The organism is Arthrobacter sp. HMSC06H05 (assembly GCF_001807395.1).
In the GTDB taxonomy this organism is placed as follows: Bacteria; Actinomycetota; Actinomycetes; order Actinomycetales; family Micrococcaceae; genus Pseudoglutamicibacter; species Pseudoglutamicibacter albus.
On the sequence record NZ_KV788984.1, the window covers coordinates 23792 to 46329 of the forward strand.

Below are 22538 nucleotides of genomic sequence, written 5' to 3' on the forward strand. Positions count from 1 at the left end.
CCCCGCCGATGGCTGCCGCCATCGGCGGGGTCGCGGTGCCCGCGCTCATCTACCTGCTGGTCAACATCGGCCAGCCCGCATCCACGGTGCACGGTTGGGCCATCCCGGCGGCAACCGACATCGCGTTCGCTGTCGCGGTGCTTGCCGTAGTCGGTGCGTGGCTTCCAACCCCGGCCAAGCTGTTCCTGCTCACGCTTGCTGTGGTTGATGACCTGATCGCGATCATCATTATCGCGGTCTTCTACTCCTCCGATATTTCGCTTGTGTGGCTCGGGCTCTCGCTTGTGCCGATCGCTATCTACGGCACGCTCGCGCAACTGTTCCCTAACTTCTTCCGCCGCCAGAACTGGGCCCCGTGGGTCATCCTGCTGGGCCTTGGGTTCCTCGCGTGGGTCTTCATGTTGAACTCCGGGATCCACGCGACCATCGCGGGTGTTCTGCTCGGCTTCACGGTGCCTGCCAAGATCAAGAAGGGGCATCGAGGCATCCCACTCACCGAGGTACTCGCCCACCGTGTTGGCCCGTTCTCGACCGGGATTGCGGTGCCGATCTTCGCGTTCTTCGCAGCGGGTGTGACCATCGCGGGCATGGACGCTTTCAAGACCGCGATGGCTGACACCGTGGTGTGGGGCATCATCCTTGGCCTCGTGGTCGGTAAGCCTCTGGGCATCATGGGTGCTACATGGCTCGTCACTCGCACTCCAGCCGCCGAACTGGATCCGAGGATCAAGTGGGGCGATCTGCTGGGGGTCACGATGGTTGCCGGCATCGGCTTCACGGTCGCTCTGCTCGTCGCTGAGCTCTCTTTCGGCACCGACTCCCTGCACGGTGAGGACGCGAAGGTCGCGATCCTCCTGGCCTCCGTTCTGGCGGCCGTGCTCGCGAGCATCTGGCTCGCCCCACGTAACCGCCGCTACAAGATGCAGGCGCAACAAGAGACGGCTCAGGAACGCAGCCACGTCAAGTACTGACCCGCCTTCAGGCATGGACTGTTCCGCCACACATGCCAGTGGTTAAAGGTGAGGGGCTCCGGTTGATCATTCAACCGGAGCCCCTCTGTCATCACTCGCACCCTTGAGGTGTCTTCGACACTACAGAGCAAGCCTCAATAAACCCTGGGATAGTCATGGAAAACCCCCAGTAATCTGGTGAGCATCCCCTGAAACCGGCTGTAGCGAGCCCCAGCGGAAGGCGGTCAGTATCAGCGCGATGTGGTCAGCCTCAGAGAGTAACGATCAGTTTCTCTACCTCGTCTGCAGCGTCTGAGAGGGTTATCGGCAACGTTCTTCGCTCTTGCGCGGAGAAGTCGGAGAGCACATAGTCGGCGACCTGTTGCCTACCCGGGGGCCGCCCCACGCCTACACGGATGCGCCAATACTGCCGGGTCCCCAACGCCTTAGTGATGTCGCGTAAGCCGTTGTGCCCGGCTTCCGAGCCACCGAGCCGCGGCTGGGTCGTGTCAAAGCCCAGTTCGATCTCGTCGTGGATTGCGATCACGTTGGTTGCCGGTATCCCGAAGTATTTCGAGACGCTGGAGACGGCGCCGCCTACACGGTTCATGAGCGTTGTGGGCTTGATGAGCGCAACCCGCGGCCCTCCTATTCCCAGCCGTCCTTCAAGCAGCATGCACCGTTGCGCGGAGGCCGCTTTGAACGTGCCGCCGATGCGGCCGGCGAGTTCATCGGCGACCATGAAGCCGATGTTGTGTCGATTTTTCGCATACCGGGCGCCTGTATTGCCCAGGCCAGCGATGAGGAACATGTCAGAAGCCATGCTTCAAGGGTATCTACGCGAGCCTGCAACGGCTGCACCGGCTTGAAACTGCAGTGCCAGCTTGAAACGACTGCGCCAGCCTAAAACATCGGTACCGCCGTGGGCGTCCACGGCGGTACCGATGGGGTTCTGAGAACGCGCGGGATCGTGTGTCCCGGCGCTTTCAGAAGGTTCTTGGGTCTAGTTACTTGGTGGCGTCAGCGCGGCGTGCACGCTTGACTACCAGCAGCGTCACGCCACCGACTACCAGCAGGGTCGCGATGCCTGCGCCCCACATGAGTTCGGCGTTGACACCGGTGTTGGCTAGATCGCCGCCGGTCGATGGACCCTGCGCATCGTTCTGGTTGCCGCCCTCGGAGCCTGCGCCGTCCTCGCCTTCAGGCTGGGAAGGAGCGTCTGATGGCGCATCAGATGCATCTGTGGACGGTGCCTCGGTTGGGGCCTCGCTCGAATCATCCGAAGGCTGCTCGGATGGCTGTTCCTCGCTCGGTGCTTCCGAAGGCTGTTCAGATGGAGTCTCGGTTGGATCCTCGCTCGGGGTCTCCGTTGGCGCGTCCGTCGGTTCCGCGGTCGGTTCCTCAGTTGGAGCCGCGGTCGGTTCCTCGCTTGGTGGAACGTCTTTAGCTACCCAGGCGGTGTTCAACAGCCACTTAGCTACATCGGTGTTGTCCATGTAGGAGCCGCGGACCGTGTCAGTCTTGGTTGCCAGCGCCTTCACCTCGGCAGCGTTTGCGCCCTTGAAGAAGAATGGTGCGAGCTGGTTGGTGTGTTCACCACTGTTCCAGCTCTGCTCTGCAGCCTTGTTGGTGCCCTGCGGGAGCATTGGCGCGAACTTGCCTTCTGGCTTGCCCGAGAGGTAACCGGTCTCGTGGTCTGCGGTGACGATGACGAGGGTTTCATCCCAGCTGGAGTTGGTTTCAACCCAGTCGATGACGCCGTCGACGGCCTTGTCGAAGTCCTGGACTTCTTCGATGTCGCGGTCGGTCTGGTTGGCGTGGCCTGCCCAGTCGATTGCGCCGCCTTCGACCATCAGGAAGAAGCCGTTGTCGTTGTTGTCGAGGACGTTGAGTGCGCCGTCAGTCATGGTGCGCAGGTCGATGACCTCGTTCTTTGCCTTGCCTTCGGCGCGGCTCTGCTGCAGGGTGCTACCTACCTCAGCGATACCGAATACGCGCTCTGGGGTCTCGCCCTTGGTGAGGTTAGAGAAGTCCTGGTTGTTGGTCACGAACGTGAAGTCGCTGTCACCAGACTCGAGCTTCTTGTAGGTATCTGCGCCGATGTACTTGTAGTTCGGGGTGGCGAGCTTCTTGTTGTCGTCGTCGAAGAATGGGTGGCCTGCACCCATCACTACGTCCATGTTGCCGTTGACCTGCTCTTCAGCGATGCCGTGGTAGTCCTGGCGGGTCTGGTTGTGGGCGGAGTAGGCGGCTGGGGTTGCGTGCGAGAAGGGAACGCTGGAAACGACGCCTGCAGATTTACCGAGGGACTTGGCGCGTTCGCTGAGGTTCTCTACGACCTTCTTGTTTGGGTCAACACCGATGCCGGCGTTATAGGTCTTCACGCCGGTAGCCATGGCGGTGCCGGCTGCTGCGGAGTCGGTTGGGTTGTCTTTGACCCAGTCGAATTTGGTCCAGGCTTGCGAGGTGTCATATGCCGGGCCATCGACCCAGTGGGTGGACATTCCGGTGTGTTCCCAGGCCTGCCAGCCTTCGGTTGGCTTGGTGTTGCCGCCGTATGGCATGACCTTGTGGTCTGGACCGGTTTCTACCTGCCAGTGCACCTGGTTCTTGGTGTAGGCGTTGAGGTTGTCGATGTGGTTGTAGCCCATGCCGTCACCGATCAGTACGATGACGTTCTTTGGCCCGCCCGTAGCTGGGGCTTCTTCAGCCGTCGCTGTCGCGTGGGCTGGCATTGCGGTGAAGAACGATGCGAATGCAAGACCCGCTGTTGCGGTTGCAATCGCGGTGGTGCGAGGTGCTTTCACTGTGTCAATCCGTTCATTTGGCGTGATGGTGACCAACGCCAATGAGCCTAGGAAGCGAGGTAAACCTTCAATGCCTCTTTGGCCGTCCCTTCACCGACGGAATGGTTAACAAACAGTAAAGAATCCTGTGATTCACTGTGAACGAGCAATGAAAGGATGATCACTCAACATAGCTCGCCAATACAGACTTCTATATAAAGCGCACTCTTCGCTTTGGCTGATCTTTAAATGGCGGAAGGCCGCCACACATGTGGCGGCCTTCCTGAGAGTTCGGGCAGTCCCAGTGAGGCTTACTCGCTGTCTTCCTCGGACTTCTCTTCCGCTGGAGCCTCGGCAGCTTCTTCGCCTTCTTCTGCTTCCTCGTCCTCTGGAAGCTCGACTTCCTGTGGCTCAGCGATCGTCGCGATGACAGTGTCTTCTTCGATCTCGAGCTCAACGCCTTCAGGCAGTTCAATCTCGGATGCGAGGACGGAGCCTTCTTCGCGGCCATCGATGTTGACAACCAGGGTGTCTGGAATGTTGAGTGCCTCTGCCAGGACGGTGACTTCCTGGATGTCGAGGGTTGCTGCCAGACCTGGGGCGACCTCGCCCTGGTAGTCGAGGAAGACATCGACGGAGACCTTCTCGCCGCGCTTGACGATCAGCAGGTCGAGGTGATCAACGGTCTGGCGCAGTGGGTGGCGCTGGATGTCCTTCACCATGACGAGGCGCTCATCGCCTGCGACCTTGAGGGACAGAATAGCGTTCGGCTGGCGGACAGCCAGGGTGGTCTGGTGCGATGGGAGCAGCAGGTGCTCTGGCTCGGAGCCGTGGCCGTAAACAACAGCTGGGATCTGGCCGTCGCGGCGTGCGCGCCGTGCCGAACCCTTACCGAAGTCTTCGCGGACCTCTACGTCAAGGGATTCGAATTTCTGCATGAGAGCTCTTCTCCTATTGGTCGATGACGCCACACCGTGAATATCTCCGCGTGTGCGGTGGTGTTGGCTGGTCTTCGCCCCGGGGGCTCGTCGTGGCTTCTAAGCTCACCTTCGGCCTGCACCTTGTGCTAGCCGGTAAATCCAGAAGGCCTCGTCGATCACGGGAACCGTAGTTCCCCTCGCCTGGGCAACTCCCCTAGTTTAGCAGAGCTCGCATGGTTAGGCGCGGCCGTCGAACAGGCTCGTGACGGAGCCGTCTTCGAAGACTTCCTTGATCGCGCGCGCCAGCAGTGGGGCGATCGAGAGCACCGTGAGGTTGTGGAAACGCTTCGAAGCTGGAACAGGCAACGTGTTGGTCACAACGATTTCGCGCGCACCGGATTCGCTCAAACGCTGCGCTGCCGGATCTGAGAAGACCGGGTGCGTTGCCGCGATGATGACGTCTTTAGCACCAGCGTTCTTCAGTACCGAAACCGCGCCGGAGATGGTGCCGCCGGTGTCGATCATGTCGTCGATCAGGATGCAGACGCGATCCTTAACCTCGCCGACCACGGTCTTTGATTCGGCCTTGTTCGGCACGGTGAGGTCACGGGTCTTGTGCACGAATGCCAGCGGCGCGTGGCCGAGGCGTTCAGCCCACATTTCAGCCACACGCACACGGCCGGTGTCCGGGGAGACGATCGTGAGCGGTTCGTTACCTACACGGGTGCGGATGTAGTCAGCGAGCAACGGGATCGCCATGAGGTGATCGACCGGGCCATCGAAGAAACCCTGGATCTGCGAGGTGTGCAGGTCCACGGACATGATACGGTCAGCGCCAGCGGTCTTATAAAGGTCAGCGACCAGGCGCGCGGTGATCGGCTCGCGGCCGCGGCCCTTCTTGTCCTGGCGAGCGTACGGGTAGAACGGCGAGACCACGGTGATGCGGCGGGCTGAGGCGCGCTTGAGCGCATCGATCATGATCAGCTGCTCCATGAGCCAGTTGTTCATCGGGAACGGATGGGACTGGATGACGAAGCATTCTTTACCGCGGACGGAATCCCCGGGGCGGACATAGATCTCACCGTTAGCGAAGTCATATGCGGAAACTGGGGCGAGCTCGGTTTTGAGCTCGTCGGCGATCTGTTGTGCCAGCTCTGGGTGGGCTCGGCCGGAAGCCAAGACCAGTTTTTTGTCTACGTTGTAGCTCAGTTCAGACATTGCGAGCTGTCCGTTCTCCTCGAGGATGGGGTGTTAGTTGGAGCTTCTATGACTGTACCGAATCAGGGGCGTGTTTCATCCGAACCGGTACGGGCTGTATCCGATCCGGTGGAGTTCTTTGCTTCAGTCAGGGCCGCGGCGACGGCGGCGGGGGTTCCTGCTCGTTTAGCTTCAACCCAGCCTTCTTTATTGACCTGCGGGGCATCAGAGATCACAAGTGCGCCAGCAGGGACGTCTTTGCGGACTACCGCGCCAGCGCCGGTGTATGCGCCGTCACCGACCTCGACGGGGGCGATGAACACGGTGGATGCGCCCGTGCGAACGTGCGAGCCGATCACGGTCTTGTGCTTGTTCACGCCGTCGTAGTTGGAGGTGATGTTTCCGCAACCGATGTTGCTGTCTTCCCCGATCACCGCATCACCTGAGTAGCCGAGGTGGGAGAGCTTGGTGCGATCCCCAATCTGGACGTTCTTAGTTTCATAGAACGCGCCGATCTTGCCGTCTTCACCGAGCACGGTGTCTTTGCGGAGGTGGCTGAACGGGCCAACGGTCGATCCGGAGCCGATGCGGGATTCGGTTGCGTCGGTTCGTTTCACGGTCGCGTTCTGGCCCACGTGGGTGTCACGCAAGGTTGTGTCTGGCCCGATCACGGAGCCTTGGCCGACCGAGGTGCGGCCAACGAGCTGCACGTTCGGTAGCAGGGTCACGTCTTGGGACAAGGCGACATCGACGTCGATCCATGTGGTTTCAGGGTCTTGGATGGTGACCCCTTCGCGCATCCACTTTTCGGTGATGCGGCGGTTCAGTTCACGCCCCAGCGCGGAAAGCTGCACGCGATCGTTGGCGCCTTCTACCTGCCACTGATCGGTGGTCACTGCCGTTGAGATGCGGTGCCCGTCTTCACGCATGATGCCGAGCACATCGGTCAGATACATTTCGCCTTGGGCGTTGTCGGTCGAAACCCGGGCCAGAGCCGAACGCAGCTCGTTCGCGGAGAACGCGTAGATACCGGAGTTGACTTCGTTGATCAGACGCTGCTCTTCGGTGGCGTCTTTGTGCTCAACGATCCCGGTGACGTCGCCGTTTTCATCGCGCAGGATGCGGCCGTAGCCGGTCGGGTCTTCAACCGCGGCGGTCAGAACGGTTGCCGCGTTGCCCTCGGATTCGTGGCGCTCCACGAGTTCAGTGAGCAACTGCGGGGAAAGCAACGGGACGTCGCCGTAGGTCACCAAGACGGTGCCTTCAGCGAGGTCGTTCATCGCTTCAAGGCCAACTTGGACTGCGCGGCCGGTGCCTGGGATCTCGTCCTGGTCGACGATGCTCACGTCAGGCGCATGCTCGAGCACGTGGGTTGCAACGCGGTCACGCTGGTGACGCACAACCACGACGAGACGATCGGGTTCCAGCGCATGCGCGGTATCGAGCGCGTGGCCGACCATCGAACGGCCGCCGAGTGTGTGGAGGATTTTCGGCTTAGAGGATTTCATACGTGTTCCAGCACCTGCGGCTAGAACGATCACTGCTGCCGGATGGACGTTTTCGCTGGACACCTGGCTGTTTTTCCTTCCACTGCCCTGCCACTATCGCTCCGCCACTAGGATTCGAACCTAGACCACACAGCTCCAAAGGCTGGCGTGCTGCCGTTACACCATGGCGGATCAGCCTGGTACAGGCTGAACTGTTCAGGCCGTTGTCCATTGTGCCACGTTAGGCCTTGTTTTCTTAACCGTATGTCTTATGAGCGTCTATCTGTACGTCAATGAATCCGGCGCAGAAGCCACGTCATGAGCGCATCGAGGTGAGTTTTATCACCGTTGAGGTCTTCGGGATGCCACTGCACAGCCAGCATCCTGGAGTGTTGCCGGTGTTCGACGGCTTCCACGAGGCCGTCCGGGGCGGTCGCGACGGGCACGAGGTCTGCGGCGAGCGCATCGACGGCTTGGTGATGCGCGGAACGCACCGTGATTTCGGCTGACCCGTAGATGCGTTCGAGCGTGCTGCCGGCGGTGAGACTCACGCTGTGATCAGCCCAGCCGTCGCCATCTGGTGGTGACTTATGGATCGTAGGGTTGCCGATCTCCGGGATGAGCGTGCCGCCAAGCGCAACGTTGATGATCTGCAGGCCGCGGCAGATCCCTAACAGCGGCTTATTGGCGGCCAGGGTTTCATGCACGAGTTCTATCTCGAACGCATCGGCGCTCGCGCTCACACCTGCAAGATCGACCTCGGGCCACCGTTCACGCTCCAACCCATAGAACCCTGGATGCACATCAGCACCACCCAGGATAATGACCGCCTCCGCGCCCGCGACAACCTCGCTGGCGCTGCGTCCCGGTTTGAGAGCATCCACGAACCACGGTTGCACGTGCCCGCCGACCTCAATGAGTGAACGCCCCGTATGGGCTGCGAGCCCGTGAAGCTCATCGGAATAGCTGACAGGGACGTTCGCGGCATCCATGACGTAGCTCATCGCGATGCGCACCGGCCGATACTCACAGACCGGCCGATACTCAGTGACTTCCGTTTGTTCTGGCATCAACCTGCCCCCTACCCGATCTTCTCGGAGGCCTCGAGCCACGCCATCTCCAGCTCGTCCCTCTGCTCCCGCACCGCGTCCGCTTCCTGGGTGAGTTGGGTGACCGCCTCGAAATCCCCGGCCTCGGTCGCTTGGATGAGTTTCTCTTCTGCCTCGGCGAGCGCCTTCTCGACGCGTCCGAGTTGGCGTTCGTAGCGTTGCATGTCTTTGCGCGCTTCGCGCTGTTCGGCTGCCGAATACGCTGGCTTGTTTGGCTTGTGCGCGGGGGCTTCAGCTGCGCCCCCAGCGTCCGATGCGGCGGCGGGTTCTCCGTGCTGGCCTGTCCCGCTGTGGCTTATCCTGCTGTTGTCGGTGCCGGCGTGCGCTGCGTGTTCGCGTAGCTGCAGGTACTGCTCAACGCCGCCGGGCAGATCGCGGAGTTTGCCGTCTCCGAGCAGTGCGAGCTGGTGGTCGGTGACGCGTTCGAGCAGGTAGCGGTCGTGGGAGACAACGATCAGGGTTCCGGCCCACGTGTCGAGGAGGTCTTCGATCGCGGCGAGGGTGTCGGTGTCGAGGTCGTTGGTCGGCTCATCGAGCATCAGCACGTTGGGTTCACCCACCATGAGGCGTAAGAGTTGCAGGCGGCGTTTCTCGCCACCGGAGAGGTCCTTGACCGGGGTGTATTGCTTGTGCGCGTTGAACCCGACCTGCTCGAGTAGCTGACCGGCGGACACTTCGCGGCCTCCGGCGACAAACTGGCTGCCTTCTGCCTTGATGACGTCCACGACGCGCGTGTTCGCGAGCTCATCAAGCTCTTTGACTTCTTGGGAGAGGATCGCTGAAACCACGGTCTTGCCGCGCTTGACGCGCCCGGCGCTCGGTTCGAGTTGTCCGTCCAGTAGTCGCATGAGCGTGGATTTTCCTGCACCGTTGACGCCCACAAGTCCCACGCGTTCCCCTGGTGCCAGCCGCCACGTGATGTCATCGAAGAGTGCGCGGCCGTTGGGCAGCGTATAGGTGAGGTCTTCGGCGTCGATGACGTCTTTGCCTTGCCGGGCCATCGCCATTTTCTTCAGCTCGAGGCTTTCGCGTGGTGCGGGAACGTCTTCGATGATCGCGTTGGCTGCTTGGATGCGGAACTTGGGTTTCGAGGTGCGTGCCGGTGCGCCGCGGCGCAGCCACGCAAGCTCCTTTTTGACAAGTTGCTGTCGTTTGCTTTCCTTGACCGCAGCGGCGCGGTCGCGTTCGGCCCGAGCCAGAACATAGGCCGCATACCCGCCATCAAAAGCATCCACCATCGCATCGTGGACCTCCCACGTCATGGTGCATACGGCATCCAGGAACCAGCGGTCGTGAGTCACCACCAGGAACGCGTTCTCGTTGGCGCGCCACCGCTGGTTCAAGTGCTCAGCCAGCCATGCGACCGACTCAACGTCGAGGTGGTTGGTGGGCTCATCGAGCATGATGACGTCCCAGTCAGCAACCAGCAGCTTGGCAAGCGCGGTACGGCGGCGTTGCCCGCCGGAGAGCTCCCCGACTTTCTTGTTCAGATCGATGCCTTCGGTCAACCCGCTCATGATGTCACGGATGCGGGCATCAGCGGCCCATTCGTGTTCCGGAACATCACCCACGATCGCCTCAAGCACGCTCAGTTCGGGGTCTAAAACGTCGGCTTGATCGAGGTAACCGACCCGCAGATCACGCCGATGCGTCACCCGCCCGGTATCCGGTTCGATCCGTTGCGCCAGAAGCTTCATGAGTGTGGACTTGCCGTCGCCGTTACGGCCCACAATCCCGATGCGGTCGCCCTCGTCGATGCCGAGCGTCACGTTATCGAGCACGGTGCGGGTACCAAACGTGATGGAGATCGATTCAGCACCTAAGAGGTGGGACATCTGTACAGGGTTTCCTTCTCAATGAATAGTTTTCAGTGGATAGTGTGCGTGGATGCTTTCAGCGTGCAGGTTTCAGCGCGTGAAGTTCGCCAGGCCGGGCTGGCCTCCAGACCGCGCTGGCTACCAGGCCGGGCATGTCATCAGGCAGCGCTGGCCATCAAACTGCGCCGCAGTTGGGCAGGATCGAGGCCCCTGCCGCAGGTGCGCTCACCACGATGGTTTGTAGGTCGAGCTCATCACGTATCTGCATCGAGATCCGTTCCGCATGCGCTGATGAGTGCGCGATGCAGGCCAGGGTTGGCCCGGAGCCTGATACGAGCGTTTTGTGCGCCCCGGCTTCCTCGGTTCGTTCGATGACGTGCGCGAGTTCCGGTGCAAGCGCGATGCTGGCCGGAGTGAGGTCGTTATGCACGGAAGCTGCGAGCTTGAGCGGGTCCCCTTCGAGTAGGGCGTGGAGAACCTCGGGCGAGACTTCCTGAGGCGCGGGCACGCTCACATCGGCTCGTTCGCGTTGCCGGTCAAGCTCCTGATACACCTTCGGTGTTGAGAGCCCGTACGATGCCGGGATCAGAACCCAGTGCGATTCGGTGCGCAGCGGCACTGGCGCGAGGTCTTCCCCGCGCCCCAGGCCGACGGCCGCGCCGCCGAACAGCGCGAAGGGAACATCCGAGCCGAGCCCCGCGGCGATCGAGGCGAGGTCTTGCCTGCTCAGGCGGGTCTCCCACAGCGCATTGCACGCAACGAGTGCCGCGGCCGCGTCCGCGGAGCCGCCTCCCATGCCTCCAGCGATCGGCACACGCTTGAGGATGCGCAAGTCAGCTCCAGCGTGCACTCCGGTCGCGTCCCGCAAAGCGAGCGCGGCCTTCACTGCGAGGTTATCGGCTCCTACCGGGAAGCTCGCTTGATCCACCGCGATGCTCGATGCGTCATCGAGTTCCGCCGCGATCTCGCCGTCGTCACGGTGACGGGCGGTGACCTCTTCATCCAACCCGACCGCAAGATACAAGGTCGCAACCGGATGGAATCCGTCCTCGCGCGGGTCACCGCATTCGAAGCTGACGTTGATTTTGCCTGGTGCGCGCGCCGTGACCGTGCGCGCAAACCCCGATTGTTCCTCCAACGCTGGAAGACTCACACCCCACCACCTTGCTCTCCTACTTCTTCAACGGCAGCACTACTTTCACCTGCCGCGCCGCTGTCGCCTACCGCGCCGCTGTCGCTTGCTGCAGCGCGGGCCTGGGCGATCGCGATGAACTGCTCGATCTCAAGCTTCTCGCCGCGCAGCTGCGGGTCTACTCCTGCTGCACGCAGATATTCTTCGGCTGCTGCGGCGGAACCTGCCCATCCGGCTAACGCTGCCCGTAGCGTCTTGCGTCGTTGCGCGAATGCCGCATCGATCACCGCAAACGTCGCCTCCCGCAGAGCCTCATCCCCGCGTTTGGGGCCACGCGTGAACGCAACGAGCCCTGAGCGGATCTTGGGCGCGGGCCAGAACACGTTCATCCTGATGACCCCGGCTTTGGTCATGGACCCGTACCACGCGCCCTTGACGGAAGGGACCCCATAGAGCTTGTTCCCCGGCTTCGCTGCCAAACGGTCGGCTACCTCGTCTTGGACCATGACCAAACCGGAACGGATGCTCTCAAAGCGCGCCAACAGATGCAGCACTACGGGAACCGCGACGTTATAGGGCAGGTTCGCAACCAGCGCATCGGGTGCGCCCGGCAGCTCGGTGATCTTCAACGCGTCCTCATTGATGACCGTGAGGTTCTCATGCGTGCCCGGGCGCCACTGCTCCACCGTGCGCGGCAGGCGCTCGGCCAGCCGCGGATCAATCTCCACCGCGATCACGCGCGCAGCGGCATCCAGGATCCCCAACGTCAGCGAACCAAGGCCCGGCCCCACCTCAAGCACCGTCTCATCGCCCGTGAGGTGTGCGGCGGCAACGATGCGGCGGATCGTGTTCCCATCGATCACAAAGTTCTGCCCCAGCGTCTTAGTCGGGGTCACACCCAGCTCATCGGCGAGCGCACGAATATGAGCAGCCCCCAAAAGCGGAGCTGAAGCAGAAGATTCAGGCACGTGATTCATCCCCTCAATCCTAATGTCCTTAAACGGCCAAGCCCACGATGCCGCGGGAGACTCCCGCACCATCGTGGGCTTGAACAGTGCCTATTCCGGGTGATTTATTCCGGAGCTATAAGCCAACGTTCAGGTGCTGACCTGAAAGCACAGCGTGTGGCTTAGCGCAGGCCGAGACGGCTCGAGCATGCTGGCCAGTGGCCCCAGCCACCGTTAGCGCGCAACTTCTCTGCGGTAGCAACCTGCTCAGCTGGGGTTGCCTGGTGTGGCAGCGGAGCGTACTTGGTGCCGCCGGCTGCACGCCAGGAGGAAGCCGAGAACTGCAGGCCGCCGTAGTAGCCGTTACCGGAGTTGATGCTCCAGTTACCGCCGGACTCACACTGAGCCAGTGCCTGCCAGGTCGAGGAAACGCCGCCGCTTGGGGCCTTAGCCTTCGAGCTGGACTTCGACTTCTTCTTCTTACCCTTCGAGGAGTTGTTCGAGCTCTCCTCCGAGTCCGAGTTCTCCTCAGGCTCTGGGGCTTCTTCCTTGGTGCCAACCTTGATCAGCGCATCGACTGGCTCGCGGGTCACCTTATCGGAGACCTTCTTGGTGGAGACCTTCTTACCGTTACGGATCACAGTCTCGGTCACGACCTTGCGTTCACCAGCCTTGCCTTCGGTGACCGTCTCGGTCTTGCCCTTGGCGAGCTTGGCGTCCTCTTCACGCTTGGTTTCGAACGCGATCGCCTCGGTGGTGGTCTTCTTCTTCTTTTGGATCTTGTTGTACGTGATGGTGATGCCATCAGATACAACAGTGTTCCGGGCAGGCTTCACTTCGTCGTGCTTACCAACCTTGACGCCCTTATCGGCCAGAACCGCGTCAACATCGAGTGCGGTAGTAGTCAGAGTCGACTTCTTGCCCGCGAGGTTGAGCTTGACTTCCTTAGGGGTCAGCACGGTGAGCTTCTCAGCGCTTGCCAACTGGACGTGACCGTCGAGGTTGATGTCAGAACCGTCAGCGAGATCGAGCTCATCCACCAGCTCATCCACGGTGCGTGCGGTGGTCATGACGGTCTTGTCTTCGCCGTCGACCTGGTATTCGACCTTGTGAGCGGTCAGGATGTTGACGGTGTCGCCGTTCTTGATGTCGGAGTCTACGGCTGGCGTGACACGGTCGTGTTGGCCAACGGTGACATCAGCTGCCTTCAGGGCGTCTTCTACCTTCCCACCGAAGGTACGGACGTTTTGAGATTCCCCGTCGACGACAACCTCGATGGATTTGTTATTTGCTACGAACCCCACGGTTCCCAAGACCAGCGCCGAGGCTACAGTTGCCTGGCCGCCAATGATCAGACCGCGTTTCATCTTCTTGTTCACGAAAAACCTCATGCCTTGACAGGCACTATGTTCGGGGATATTTCTTTGCACACATGACCTTTTCCATGAAGCGCTCGATGAGCGTTCACGCTCGGCCTTCAGGGAAGGAAGTGCTTGTCAGCACCACACCGAAGGTCACGATGCGATAACAATCGTAACCTAATTGTTATCAAATCGCTACTTCAGCTCCTGCACAGTTTCGGGGTATGGCTATTATTCAGGCGATTCTTGGGTGAAACCTGCGGCGAAATCCCCGTAAACACGCGTGCTGTTTTCGTTGAGTGTGTGGCAGAACTCATCTAGGTCCATGCCGAACATGTCCGCGACGAACCGCACCGCGTACGGGGTCATGTATGGAGCGTTCGGGCGGCCCCGGAACGGGTGGGCAGTCAAGAAGGGGGCGTCCGTCTCCGCCATCAACAGCTGTGGCCCGGCCGCCATGATCGCTTCTCGAAGCTCGTGGTTGTTCTTGAACGTCACGGTCCCGCCGAAGGAGACATACCAGCCGCGCTCGCGCGCTTTCATCGCCATCGACACCGGACCAGAGAAACAGTGGAAGACAACCGTTCCATCGAAGTTCTCTTCTTCCAAGATCCGCACCGTGTCATCGTGCGCGTCCCGGTCATGGATCTGTACCGGCAGGTTCAAACGCTGCGCAATATCAAGATGCCGGCGGAAAGATTCGTGCTGGGGCGCCCAGCCCTCCTCGGTGGTACGGAAGTAATCAAGCCCCGTCTCTCCGATCGCCCGCACCCGGGGATGCCCAGCCAACTGCTCGATGACCGCGAGATCATCCTCAAGGGTGCCTTCCGCATAAGCCCGCGCGGCATCGTTGGGGTGCAAGGCGACCGCGGCAAGCACGCGCTGATCAGATTCCGCCGCGGCAACAGACCAGCGCGAAGACTCAACATCGGTCCCGATCTGGACTGCCCCAGAGATACCGACCTGCTCGGCGACATCCATGTGCTGGCTCACAGATAACGCGACATCGCCGTCATGGAAATCCATGTGCGTGTGGTTATCGATCACCGGGACCGGCAATGGCTGCGGGGCCGGCGGATATTCGAGCTTACGGCGAGCACCCTGCTCGTTGACGGCCGCGCGCTTACGCCCGCTGTCATCGCCGAGGCCTTCGTGGGCCTCAGGGACATAAGGCCGCGGAGTTTCACCGGGAACAACCAAACCTTGATGTTCAGAACACATATCAACAACCTTAGCGATGCACAGCGAGGTTAACGACGGAGTGAGGTTAACGACGGGGTGGCCACCGCTGATGCGATGGCCACCCCGTTAGGTCACAGTCTGTGCAGAAGGCTTTACTTCTTGGCGTATGGGTCTGCGATACCGATGTACTGCACGGTGCTGTACTCCTCGATACCTTCGGCGCCACCTTCACGCCCCAGACCGGACTGCTTGACGCCACCGAATGGTGCGGCAGCGTTGGAGATCACGCCCTGGTTGAAGCCGACCAAACCGAATTCGATCTGATCCGCCACACGGATCAGGCGGTTGTAGTCCTTCGAGTAGATGTAGGAGGCCAAACCGTATTCGGATGCGTTGGCGAGTTCGATCGCTTCGTCCTCGGTAGCAAACGTCGTGACGGGGGCGACGGGGCCGAAGATCTCTTCACGCAGGATCTCGGCGTCGTGCGGAACATCGGTCAAGACGGTCGGGCGATAGAAGTAGCCGTCGCCTTCGATCTTCTCGCCACCGGTCGCGACCTTAGCACCCTGTTCAACCGCTTTAGTCACGATCGAGTGGATGTCCTCACGAGCGGACTCCTCGATGACCGGGCCAACGTTGACGTCTTCTTCGGTGCCGCGGCCAGGCTTGAGGGCGGCCATCTTCTCAGCGAACTTGCGGGTGAACTCTTCGGCGACCGAATCCTGGACCAGGAAGCGGTTCGCCGCGGTGCAGGCCTCACCCATGTTGCGCATCTTCGCCGCCATAGCGCCCTCAACCGCATCGTCGATGTCGGCGTCATCGAACACGATGAATGGCGCGTTGCCGCCCAACTCCATCGAGGTACGCAAAACGTTGTCTGCGGCGTCCTTGAGCAACTGGCGCCCCACCGGGGTGGAGCCGGTGAAGGAGACCTTACGTAGACGGTGATCCTGCATGATGGGGCCAGAAATCTGGGAAGCCGACTTACCAGCAACCACGTTCAAGACACCTGCTGGAAGGCCTGCCTCCATCATGACCTGAGCGAACAGCTGGGCAGTCAGCGGGGTCAACTTAGCTGGCTTCAAAACCATAGTGCAGCCGGCAGCTACAGCAGGAGCAACCTTGCGGGTCGCCATCGCCAGCGGGAAGTTCCACGGCGTGATCAGCAAGCACGGCCCAACAGGCTTGTGCTGCACGATCATCTTCATGTTGCCTTCAGGGGTCTCGTTGTAGCGGCCGTTGTGACGCACCGCTTCCTCAGAGAACCACCGCATGAACTCGTTGCCGTACTTAACCTCGCCCATCGCCTCGTTCAGAGGCTTACCCATCTCCAAGGTCATGAGCAGAGCGAAATCCTCGGCGCGTTCCTGAATCAGTTCGAAACCACGGCGCAGAATCTCAGAACGTTCACGGGCAGAGGTGCGAGCCCACGACGCCTGCACAGCATCAGCCGCATCCAAAGCGGCCTTAGCATCCTCAGAGGTGGCAGAGGCCAACGTAGCCAAAACCTTCCCCGTTGCAGGGTCGAGAACATCGAACGTTCCGCCATCAGAGGCATCGCGCCATTCACCATTGATCAGCAACCCCTTCGGGACTGATTCCAGCAGTTCGGCTTCGCGCTGTGAAGTCATGGTTCTCCTTTGCCACGGATCATCGAGGTCTACTTAGCTCAACTTATACGTGCGGCAAACTATTCCGCTAGAAAGCGACGCCGCATTTCGCTGACTGGCCCGGCTCGCCAGGGCCAGGTCCCTTTCACGGCCGGGCAACACTTACGGCCAGGTCCCTTCGGCGGCCGGGCCACGCTTACCGCCGGGCCACACTTATGGCCGGGCTTTGACCGCCGCGTCATAGAGTTCCCGCCGGGACACCCCGTAAGCCTCGGCAAGCGATTTGCACACGTCTTTGAGCCGTTCACCTTCAGCTACCCGCTCTAGGACCAGCGGAACTAACTCTTCGATGCTGGCTTCAGCTTCTTCAGCGGCACCTTCTAACACCACTACGATCTCGCCGCGTGGAGGATCCTCCGCCACCCCGGCAAGCAACTCTTCTAAAGTTCCACGCCGATGCTCTTCAAACATTTTTGTAATCTCACGTGAAATCACGGCGCGGCGCTGCCCACCCAAACCCTCGGCGAGCGCTTGAAGGGTCGCCGCGATCCGGTGCGGGGTCTCATAGAACACGACAGTGCGCGTCTCCGTACTCACCGCGCGGATGAAGGCTGTGCGTTCAGAAGCCTTGCGCGGCATGAATCCTTCGAACGTGAACCGGTCTGTCGGCAACCCCGATGCGGCGAGTGCACAGATCAGTGCCGAAGGCCCCGGGATCACCGTGACGGGCACATCCTCGATGACCGCGCGCGCAACAATCCGGTAGCCAGGATCAGAAATACCTGGCATGCCTGCATCACTGACCACCACAACGTGCGCCCCACGGCGAGCCCGCTCCACCAACTCATCCGCACGCGAACGCTCATTATGTTCGTGATACGCAACCAACTCACCGCGAGCCCTAATCCCCAAAGCCCGCAACAGCTTCGCCGTGGTCCGCGTGTCCTCACACGCCACCACATCGGCCTCTTCCAACGCCGCGAGCAACCGCGGGCTCGCATCCCCAATATTCCCAATCGGGGTACCAGCAATCTCGATGCGACCAGTTACATCACTCACACCGCCAGCCTACCCAGCCGCCACTACACCAACACCGCGGCACATCGCCTCCGCTACAGTGTGTCCGTATTACTTTGGTATTACCCTCCTAGCCATCTTCCGGCCTCAAACCCCGTAGTTCAGTAGAGTAAGCCTGTGACTGTTTCCGCGCGCACCACTTCTCAAGCTCAACGGCAACAGCACGCCCACCGCAAACAGGGGGCGCAGCTGAGCCGTTCAAGACCGAGCCTCGACGAGCTACTGCTCCGCCTCACCGGCATGCCCGGCGGCAAGCTCAACACGGTCGTTTCACACGCGCGCTGGTGGCTACCTCTGCTGATCGGTGCACTCGCCGCGATCATCAGATTCTTCAACCTGGGCCACCCACACCAACTCATTTTCGACGAAACCTACTACGTCAAAGACGCCTACTCACTTCTGAACTACGGCTACGAACGCCAATGGCCGCAAGACATCAACGAAGACTTCGTCAACGGATCGGCAACACCGAGTAACGAGGCCTCCTACGTCGTCCACCCACCACTGGGTAAATGGATCATGGCGCTGGGAATGGCGATCTTCGGAACAGACACCGGGCTCGGCTGGCGTGCAGGCACCGCTTTCGCCGGAACCATCGCAGCCGTCTTCACAACCATGGCCGCAACCCGCCTGTTCCGCTCCGCCGTATGGGGCGGGCTCGCCGGAGTATTCGTAGCGCTCGACGGCCAACAGATCGCGCTATCGAGGACCGGGATCCTCGACATCTTCTACTTCATGTTCATCACGATCATCGCGTGGCTCGTACTCGTAGACCGCGATTACGGGCGCCGCCAACTGGCCTACGCGCTCGCCGGAGACGCCGAGGCCTCTAGCGATAAACGCAAGGTAGCGGCCCTCTATAAAGGGGTGGGGCCGCGCTTATGGTCCCGGCCGTGGCAGATCGGCATCGGTGTTTCACTGGGTGCCTTGTGCGCTATCAAATGGTCCGGAATCACCTTCGTCGCTGTCTTCGGCCTACTCATCGTGTGGTGGGACTGCCAAGCCCGCCGTGCCGCTGGGATCCAACAATGGCTCAAAGGCGGCGTACTCCACAACGGCATCCCCGCGTTCATCCGCGTAGTACCCGTCGCGGCACTGACCTATCTTTTCACCTGGCTACCGTGGCTGATGCAGCCGCGCGCCTGGGGCCACGGGCTCGCCGAACGCGAAGGTGCGGCATGGGTCAAGCTCTTCCCAGCACCGCTAGCTGACCTGCTGACCTACCACGGCAAGGCCTACGCATTCCACACCGGGCTGACCAAAGACCACGGCTGGGCGTCCAACCCGTGGACCTGGCTCGTTGCAGGGCGCCCAACGCTGTTCAAATGGGACACCACCACCCGCGACGGCGTCGAATGCGAACCCGGCCGCAACTGCGTCCAAATCATCACCGACCTACCCAACCCGCTCCTGTGGTGGGCCGGGACCCTCTGCATCTTCATCGTGCTGTGGGCCTTCCTCGCTCGCCGCGACTGGGTAGCACTCATGATCCTGGCAGGTGTTGTAGCCGGCTACATCCCGTGGCTGTTCTATCCAGAACGCACGATGTTCTTCTTCTACACGACCGGCTTCCAACTCAGCTGGATCCTCGCAGTCGTCTATGCGCTACGTATGCTCGCCCCGCCACCGGGCACGCCCAAGCTCCAAGCGAAGATCCGCACCGGAATCCTAGCCGGCATCGTCGCCATCATCCTGCTCACATCCGCTTTCTTCCTACCGATCGTCACAGGCGGAACACTTTTGAGCGAACACGCCCAGTGGCGCATCTGGATACCAAGCTGGACATAACCCGTCCGCCCCCTATCCGGTGCAGCCGACTGCCCCACCGCTAGAACCCATCGGCCTTCAAGGAGAATCAGTGCGCGAACGGTGCATGCCGCAACTTGAAACGTTGCCGTCCAACTACAACACGCCACAGCTGTTGCTCGACCGGATTGCACGCAACAAGCCCCTACCCGTCTACTCCGTCTATGACCCCAATGCCGAAACCTGGGTGGACGTTACCGGGGAACACTACAAACGCCTCGTAACCGACCTCGCGAAAGCCCTCATCGCCCACGGTTTCGAAGAAGGCTCCGTGCTCGCGATCATGGCCCCCACATCCTTCGAATGGGCACTAGCCGAACAAGCCGCATGGTTTGCAGGCGGGATCTCCGTATCGATCTATGAGACCTCCTCGATCTCCCAGATCGAATGGATCCTCACCGATTCCGGGGCAAGCCACCTTTTGACCCAAACACCGGACGCCTCCGACCCGGCCGCGCAAGCGGTAGCGAATCTGCCTGCAGACCGCGCGCCACGCCACCTGCGCATGGACGTCGTCAACGACGCCGGCCACCCAGCCACGGTTCTCTACGACGGTGTACCCGTGGGCGCCGGACTCGCAGACCTCATGGCCTCCGGACGTGACTCCGGGGTGCCCGACGACGAAGTGAACCTTCGCCGCAGCCGCCCGGGACTCAACGATCCCGCAACCCTCGTGTACACCTCCGGAACCGTCGGGCGCCCTAAAGGGTGCATCATCACCCACGGCAACATCACGCTCGTAGCCGTCAACCTCGTTGAGCACTTGAGCGAAGTCGTTGGAGAGGGCGGGCGCACCGCGCTGTTCCTGCCGCTGGCCCACATCCTCGCCCGTGCCGTACAGCACGCATGCATGTACCGCGACATCACGGTCTCCCACTGCTCGCCGCGCACCGTGACCCGAGACCTCCCGAACATCAAACCAACATTCCTGCTTGCAGTGCCGCGCATCTACGAAAAACTCATGGCTGGCGCGCTCGCCAAAGCAGAAGCCGAGGGCAAGGGCTGGCTGTTCCGCCGCGCCCGCTACATCGCGACCCAACGCGGACGCGCCGAAGACCAGGTGCGCCGCGGCCAACAGAAACCACGCAGCAACCCGCTGCATGAGGCCGAATACCGGCTATACAACAAGCTCGTGTACCCGAAGATCCGCGAAATCATGGGTGGAGAAGTTCGCTACTCGATCTCCGGGGCTTCTCCCCTGTTCCCGGACCTCGCGCACTTCTTCAACGCGATCGGCCTCGGCGTGCTCGAAGGCTACGGCCTCACCGAAACCACCGCACCCTTGAGCGTGAACATGCCAGGTATACAGCGCGTCGGCTCGGTCGGTTTGCCGATCCCCGGAACCTGCGTGCGCATCGCCGATGACGGCGAAATCCTCGTGAAAGGCATCGGGGTTTTCGCCGGCTATTGGAACAACCCGGAAGCCACTCAGGAAGCCTTCAACGACGAGGGCTTCTTCTACACTGGCGACCTCGGTGAGCTCGATGAAGACGGCTTCCTCACCGTTACCGGACGTAAGAAAGACATCATCGTGACCGCCGGCGGTAAGAACGTTGTACCCGGCCCGCTCGAGGAGATCGTGCGGGAAGGCCGCATCGTGTCCCAGGTTGTTCTCCTGGGTGATGACAAGCCTTTCGTTTCAGCGCTGGTGACCCTGGATGAAGACGAACTACACACCTGGGCGAAGGCAGAGAAGGTCTCCGGAGTAGCGACCCTGGCCGATGCGGTGCGCAACATGCGCGTGCATGAGGAAATCCAGTCATACATCAACCGCGCCAACTCGACCGTGTCCCGGGCTGAATCTATCCGCAAGTTCGTGATCCTCGATGAAGACTTCAGCGAGGACGAAGGCACCCTCACTCCATCGATGAAGGTACGCCGCCCGCAGGTCTATCAGCAGTATGCTGACACGATCAACACGATCTACCGCAAACGCTCATAGCTGGGCGGCAACGTAGGTCAACAACACGGGTGGGCGGTAGCTGTGGCCAGCTACCGCCCACCCGTGTTTGAGCTCAAGCCTCAACGGCGGGGCCGTGTTCGTTTAGCGTTGATCGAACGCATCGTATTCGATGACGTAGTCCGAACCGTCTCGTTTCTCTTCCATCTGCTTGCGAGACAGCTCCCGACGGCGGCGCGTTGGCCACGTCACGAGCATCAACACCAGGTTGCCCACGAGCAACAGGCCGCCAAGTATGCCTGCCGCGATGACCCAGTATTGCGGCGGGTAGAGCCGGATGAGCGAATCATCCCACGCGAACTGCCAGTTACCGTGTGAGAAGAAGAACTGGTGGAAGCCAACAAAGAACTCCTCCCAGCCAACCAACGCCACAGCCGCGCAGATGAGTAGCACCGCGAACGTTACGATCGAGCCGGCGAACAGGCCCCTGCGGACGCCTCCCGGGTAGGTTTTACGCAGGATGATGAAGCTGATCAGCAGAAGAACGAGCGCGATCACACCGAGCAGGTAGCACAGGTGCACAAGCGACTTGACGTCGGCCATGTGCGAGACCTCGTTGGCGGTGAACAGCGGACCTTCGTCGGTCTGGACTTGGGAGAGGTACTTACTTGGGGCGAAGTTGTTGAGATAGTCCACCCCGTATGAGCCGTACAGAACGCGGTCGCCGCGGGTGAATCCTGCCGGGTCTGCCGGGAAACCTGGAATGTGGTAGATAAACCACAAGACAGCGGAAGAGGCGACCAACCGAACGGCCGCTGCGAGCAACACGAACGGGGTCAAGACAGCGACTACCCACTGCAGGATGCGTGGGAAGACCGGCTTATAGTCGAGGCTCGCAGCAACAGTTTCATGCGAGGTCTCATCGCTGTAACCAGGCGTGGGCTTCTCCGAAACAGGCAAATACGTGCCCTGATCCCCAGACTGCTCTGAAGCCGGTGGCGCCCCGAGCACGGCGGTCTCAGATGCTGGCGGATGCTCAGACACCGGCGGGAACGCCTGGGTCGCTTCCTGGCTTTGGTTCAGATCACGGCTTTCGTTCAGGTTCGCAGGCTCCGCCGGAGATTCAGGCGTCGCAGGGCTTTTGGGTCCCGTCGGGTTTTGCTCGTCTCTGTCCTCTTTCCAAGGATCAGGGGTATTCAGCGACATCAAGGGTCCTTTCCGCCCCAGAATTGCTAAAAGGAGGGGCGTTGAAAGAGA

Annotated in this window: 17 protein-coding genes and 1 tRNA gene; 3 read left to right on the forward strand and 15 right to left on the reverse strand. The window is 61.0% G+C overall.

The window, feature by feature from the left end; genetic code table 11:
• Window positions 1-971: Na+/H+ antiporter NhaA (locus HMPREF3160_RS10200; protein ID WP_256174075.1), on the forward strand; the 971-nt coding region annotated here is incomplete at its 5' end.
• A gap of 250 nt (window positions 972-1221) precedes the next feature.
• On the opposite strand, the gene pth is transcribed toward HMPREF3160_RS10200, so the two are convergent.
• From pth to rsmI, 14 genes are all read right to left on the reverse strand, one after another.
• The gene (gene pth, locus HMPREF3160_RS06025) at window positions 1222-1773 is read right to left on the reverse strand and encodes an aminoacyl-tRNA hydrolase (protein WP_070489958.1); all 552 of its coding nucleotides are present in this window, start codon (window positions 1771-1773) and stop codon (window positions 1222-1224) included.
• A 184-nt stretch (window positions 1774-1957) separates the two neighbouring features.
• A complete protein-coding gene (locus HMPREF3160_RS06030) occupies window positions 1958-3757 on the reverse strand; it encodes an alkaline phosphatase (RefSeq protein ID WP_141739854.1) in 1800 nt (599 codons plus the stop codon).
• Window positions 3758-4047: 290 nt separating this feature from the next.
• Window positions 4048-4674, reverse strand: a complete 627-nt coding sequence (locus HMPREF3160_RS06035) for a 50S ribosomal protein L25/general stress protein Ctc (protein WP_035756211.1) — start codon at window positions 4672-4674, stop codon at window positions 4048-4050.
• Window positions 4675-4893: 219 nt separating this feature from the next.
• Window positions 4894-5874, reverse strand: a complete 981-nt coding sequence (locus HMPREF3160_RS06040; RefSeq protein WP_035756212.1) for a ribose-phosphate diphosphokinase — start codon at window positions 5872-5874, stop codon at window positions 4894-4896.
• Window positions 5875-5936: 62 nt separating this feature from the next.
• A complete protein-coding gene (glmU, locus tag HMPREF3160_RS06045; protein WP_070489962.1) occupies window positions 5937-7424 on the reverse strand; it encodes a bifunctional UDP-N-acetylglucosamine diphosphorylase/glucosamine-1-phosphate N-acetyltransferase GlmU in 1488 nt (495 codons plus the stop codon).
• A gap of 36 nt (window positions 7425-7460) precedes the next feature.
• Window positions 7461-7532: transfer RNA gene (locus HMPREF3160_RS06050), tRNA-Gln, on the reverse strand.
• A 98-nt stretch (window positions 7533-7630) separates the two neighbouring features.
• Window positions 7631-8410 carry a gamma-glutamyl-gamma-aminobutyrate hydrolase family protein gene (locus HMPREF3160_RS06055; protein ID WP_070507605.1) on the reverse strand — a complete coding sequence of 260 codons (780 nt, stop codon included), beginning with the start codon at window positions 8408-8410 and terminating at the stop codon, window positions 7631-7633.
• 11 nt (window positions 8411-8421) lie between these two features.
• Window positions 8422-10284 (reverse strand): ABC-F family ATP-binding cassette domain-containing protein, encoded by a 1863-nt coding sequence (locus HMPREF3160_RS06060; RefSeq protein WP_070507607.1) that lies wholly within the window; start codon window positions 10282-10284, stop codon window positions 8422-8424.
• 157 nt (window positions 10285-10441) lie between these two features.
• The gene (locus tag HMPREF3160_RS06065) at window positions 10442-11419 is read right to left on the reverse strand and encodes a 4-(cytidine 5'-diphospho)-2-C-methyl-D-erythritol kinase (RefSeq protein WP_070489968.1); all 978 of its coding nucleotides are present in this window, start codon (window positions 11417-11419) and stop codon (window positions 10442-10444) included.
• Complete coding sequence (gene rsmA / locus HMPREF3160_RS06070) at window positions 11416-12366, reverse strand: 16S rRNA (adenine(1518)-N(6)/adenine(1519)-N(6))-dimethyltransferase RsmA (protein WP_370977495.1); 951 nt, start codon at window positions 12364-12366, stop codon at window positions 11416-11418. The genes HMPREF3160_RS06065 and rsmA overlap by 4 nt, the downstream gene beginning before the upstream one ends.
• Before the next feature lie 161 nt (window positions 12367-12527).
• Window positions 12528-13724, reverse strand: a complete 1197-nt coding sequence (locus tag HMPREF3160_RS06075) for a resuscitation-promoting factor (RefSeq protein WP_176744712.1) — start codon at window positions 13722-13724, stop codon at window positions 12528-12530.
• A 213-nt stretch (window positions 13725-13937) separates the two neighbouring features.
• Entirely contained in the window at window positions 13938-14927 is a 990-nt protein-coding gene (locus HMPREF3160_RS06080; protein ID WP_070489970.1) for a TatD family hydrolase, read from the reverse strand.
• 113 nt (window positions 14928-15040) lie between these two features.
• A complete protein-coding gene (locus HMPREF3160_RS06085) occupies window positions 15041-16519 on the reverse strand; it encodes an NAD-dependent succinate-semialdehyde dehydrogenase (protein WP_035756215.1) in 1479 nt (492 codons plus the stop codon).
• A gap of 192 nt (window positions 16520-16711) precedes the next feature.
• Window positions 16712-17557 carry a 16S rRNA (cytidine(1402)-2'-O)-methyltransferase gene (gene rsmI, locus HMPREF3160_RS06090; protein WP_070489972.1) on the reverse strand — a complete coding sequence of 282 codons (846 nt, stop codon included), beginning with the start codon at window positions 17555-17557 and terminating at the stop codon, window positions 16712-16714.
• 135 nt (window positions 17558-17692) lie between these two features.
• Here rsmI and HMPREF3160_RS06095 point away from each other — a divergent pair, with 135 nt between their 5' ends.
• Both HMPREF3160_RS06095 and HMPREF3160_RS06100 read left to right on the forward strand, forming a co-directional pair.
• Complete coding sequence (locus tag HMPREF3160_RS06095) at window positions 17693-19363, forward strand: dolichyl-phosphate-mannose--protein mannosyltransferase (RefSeq protein ID WP_052048455.1); 1671 nt, start codon at window positions 17693-17695, stop codon at window positions 19361-19363.
• A 70-nt stretch (window positions 19364-19433) separates the two neighbouring features.
• Complete coding sequence (locus HMPREF3160_RS06100; RefSeq protein WP_256174079.1) at window positions 19434-21323, forward strand: AMP-dependent synthetase/ligase; 1890 nt, start codon at window positions 19434-19436, stop codon at window positions 21321-21323.
• Window positions 21324-21425: 102 nt separating this feature from the next.
• On the opposite strand, the gene HMPREF3160_RS06105 is transcribed toward HMPREF3160_RS06100, so the two are convergent.
• A complete protein-coding gene (locus HMPREF3160_RS06105) occupies window positions 21426-22487 on the reverse strand; it encodes a TIGR01906 family membrane protein (RefSeq protein ID WP_070489976.1) in 1062 nt (353 codons plus the stop codon).
• Window positions 22488-22538: the final 51 nt, after the last annotated feature.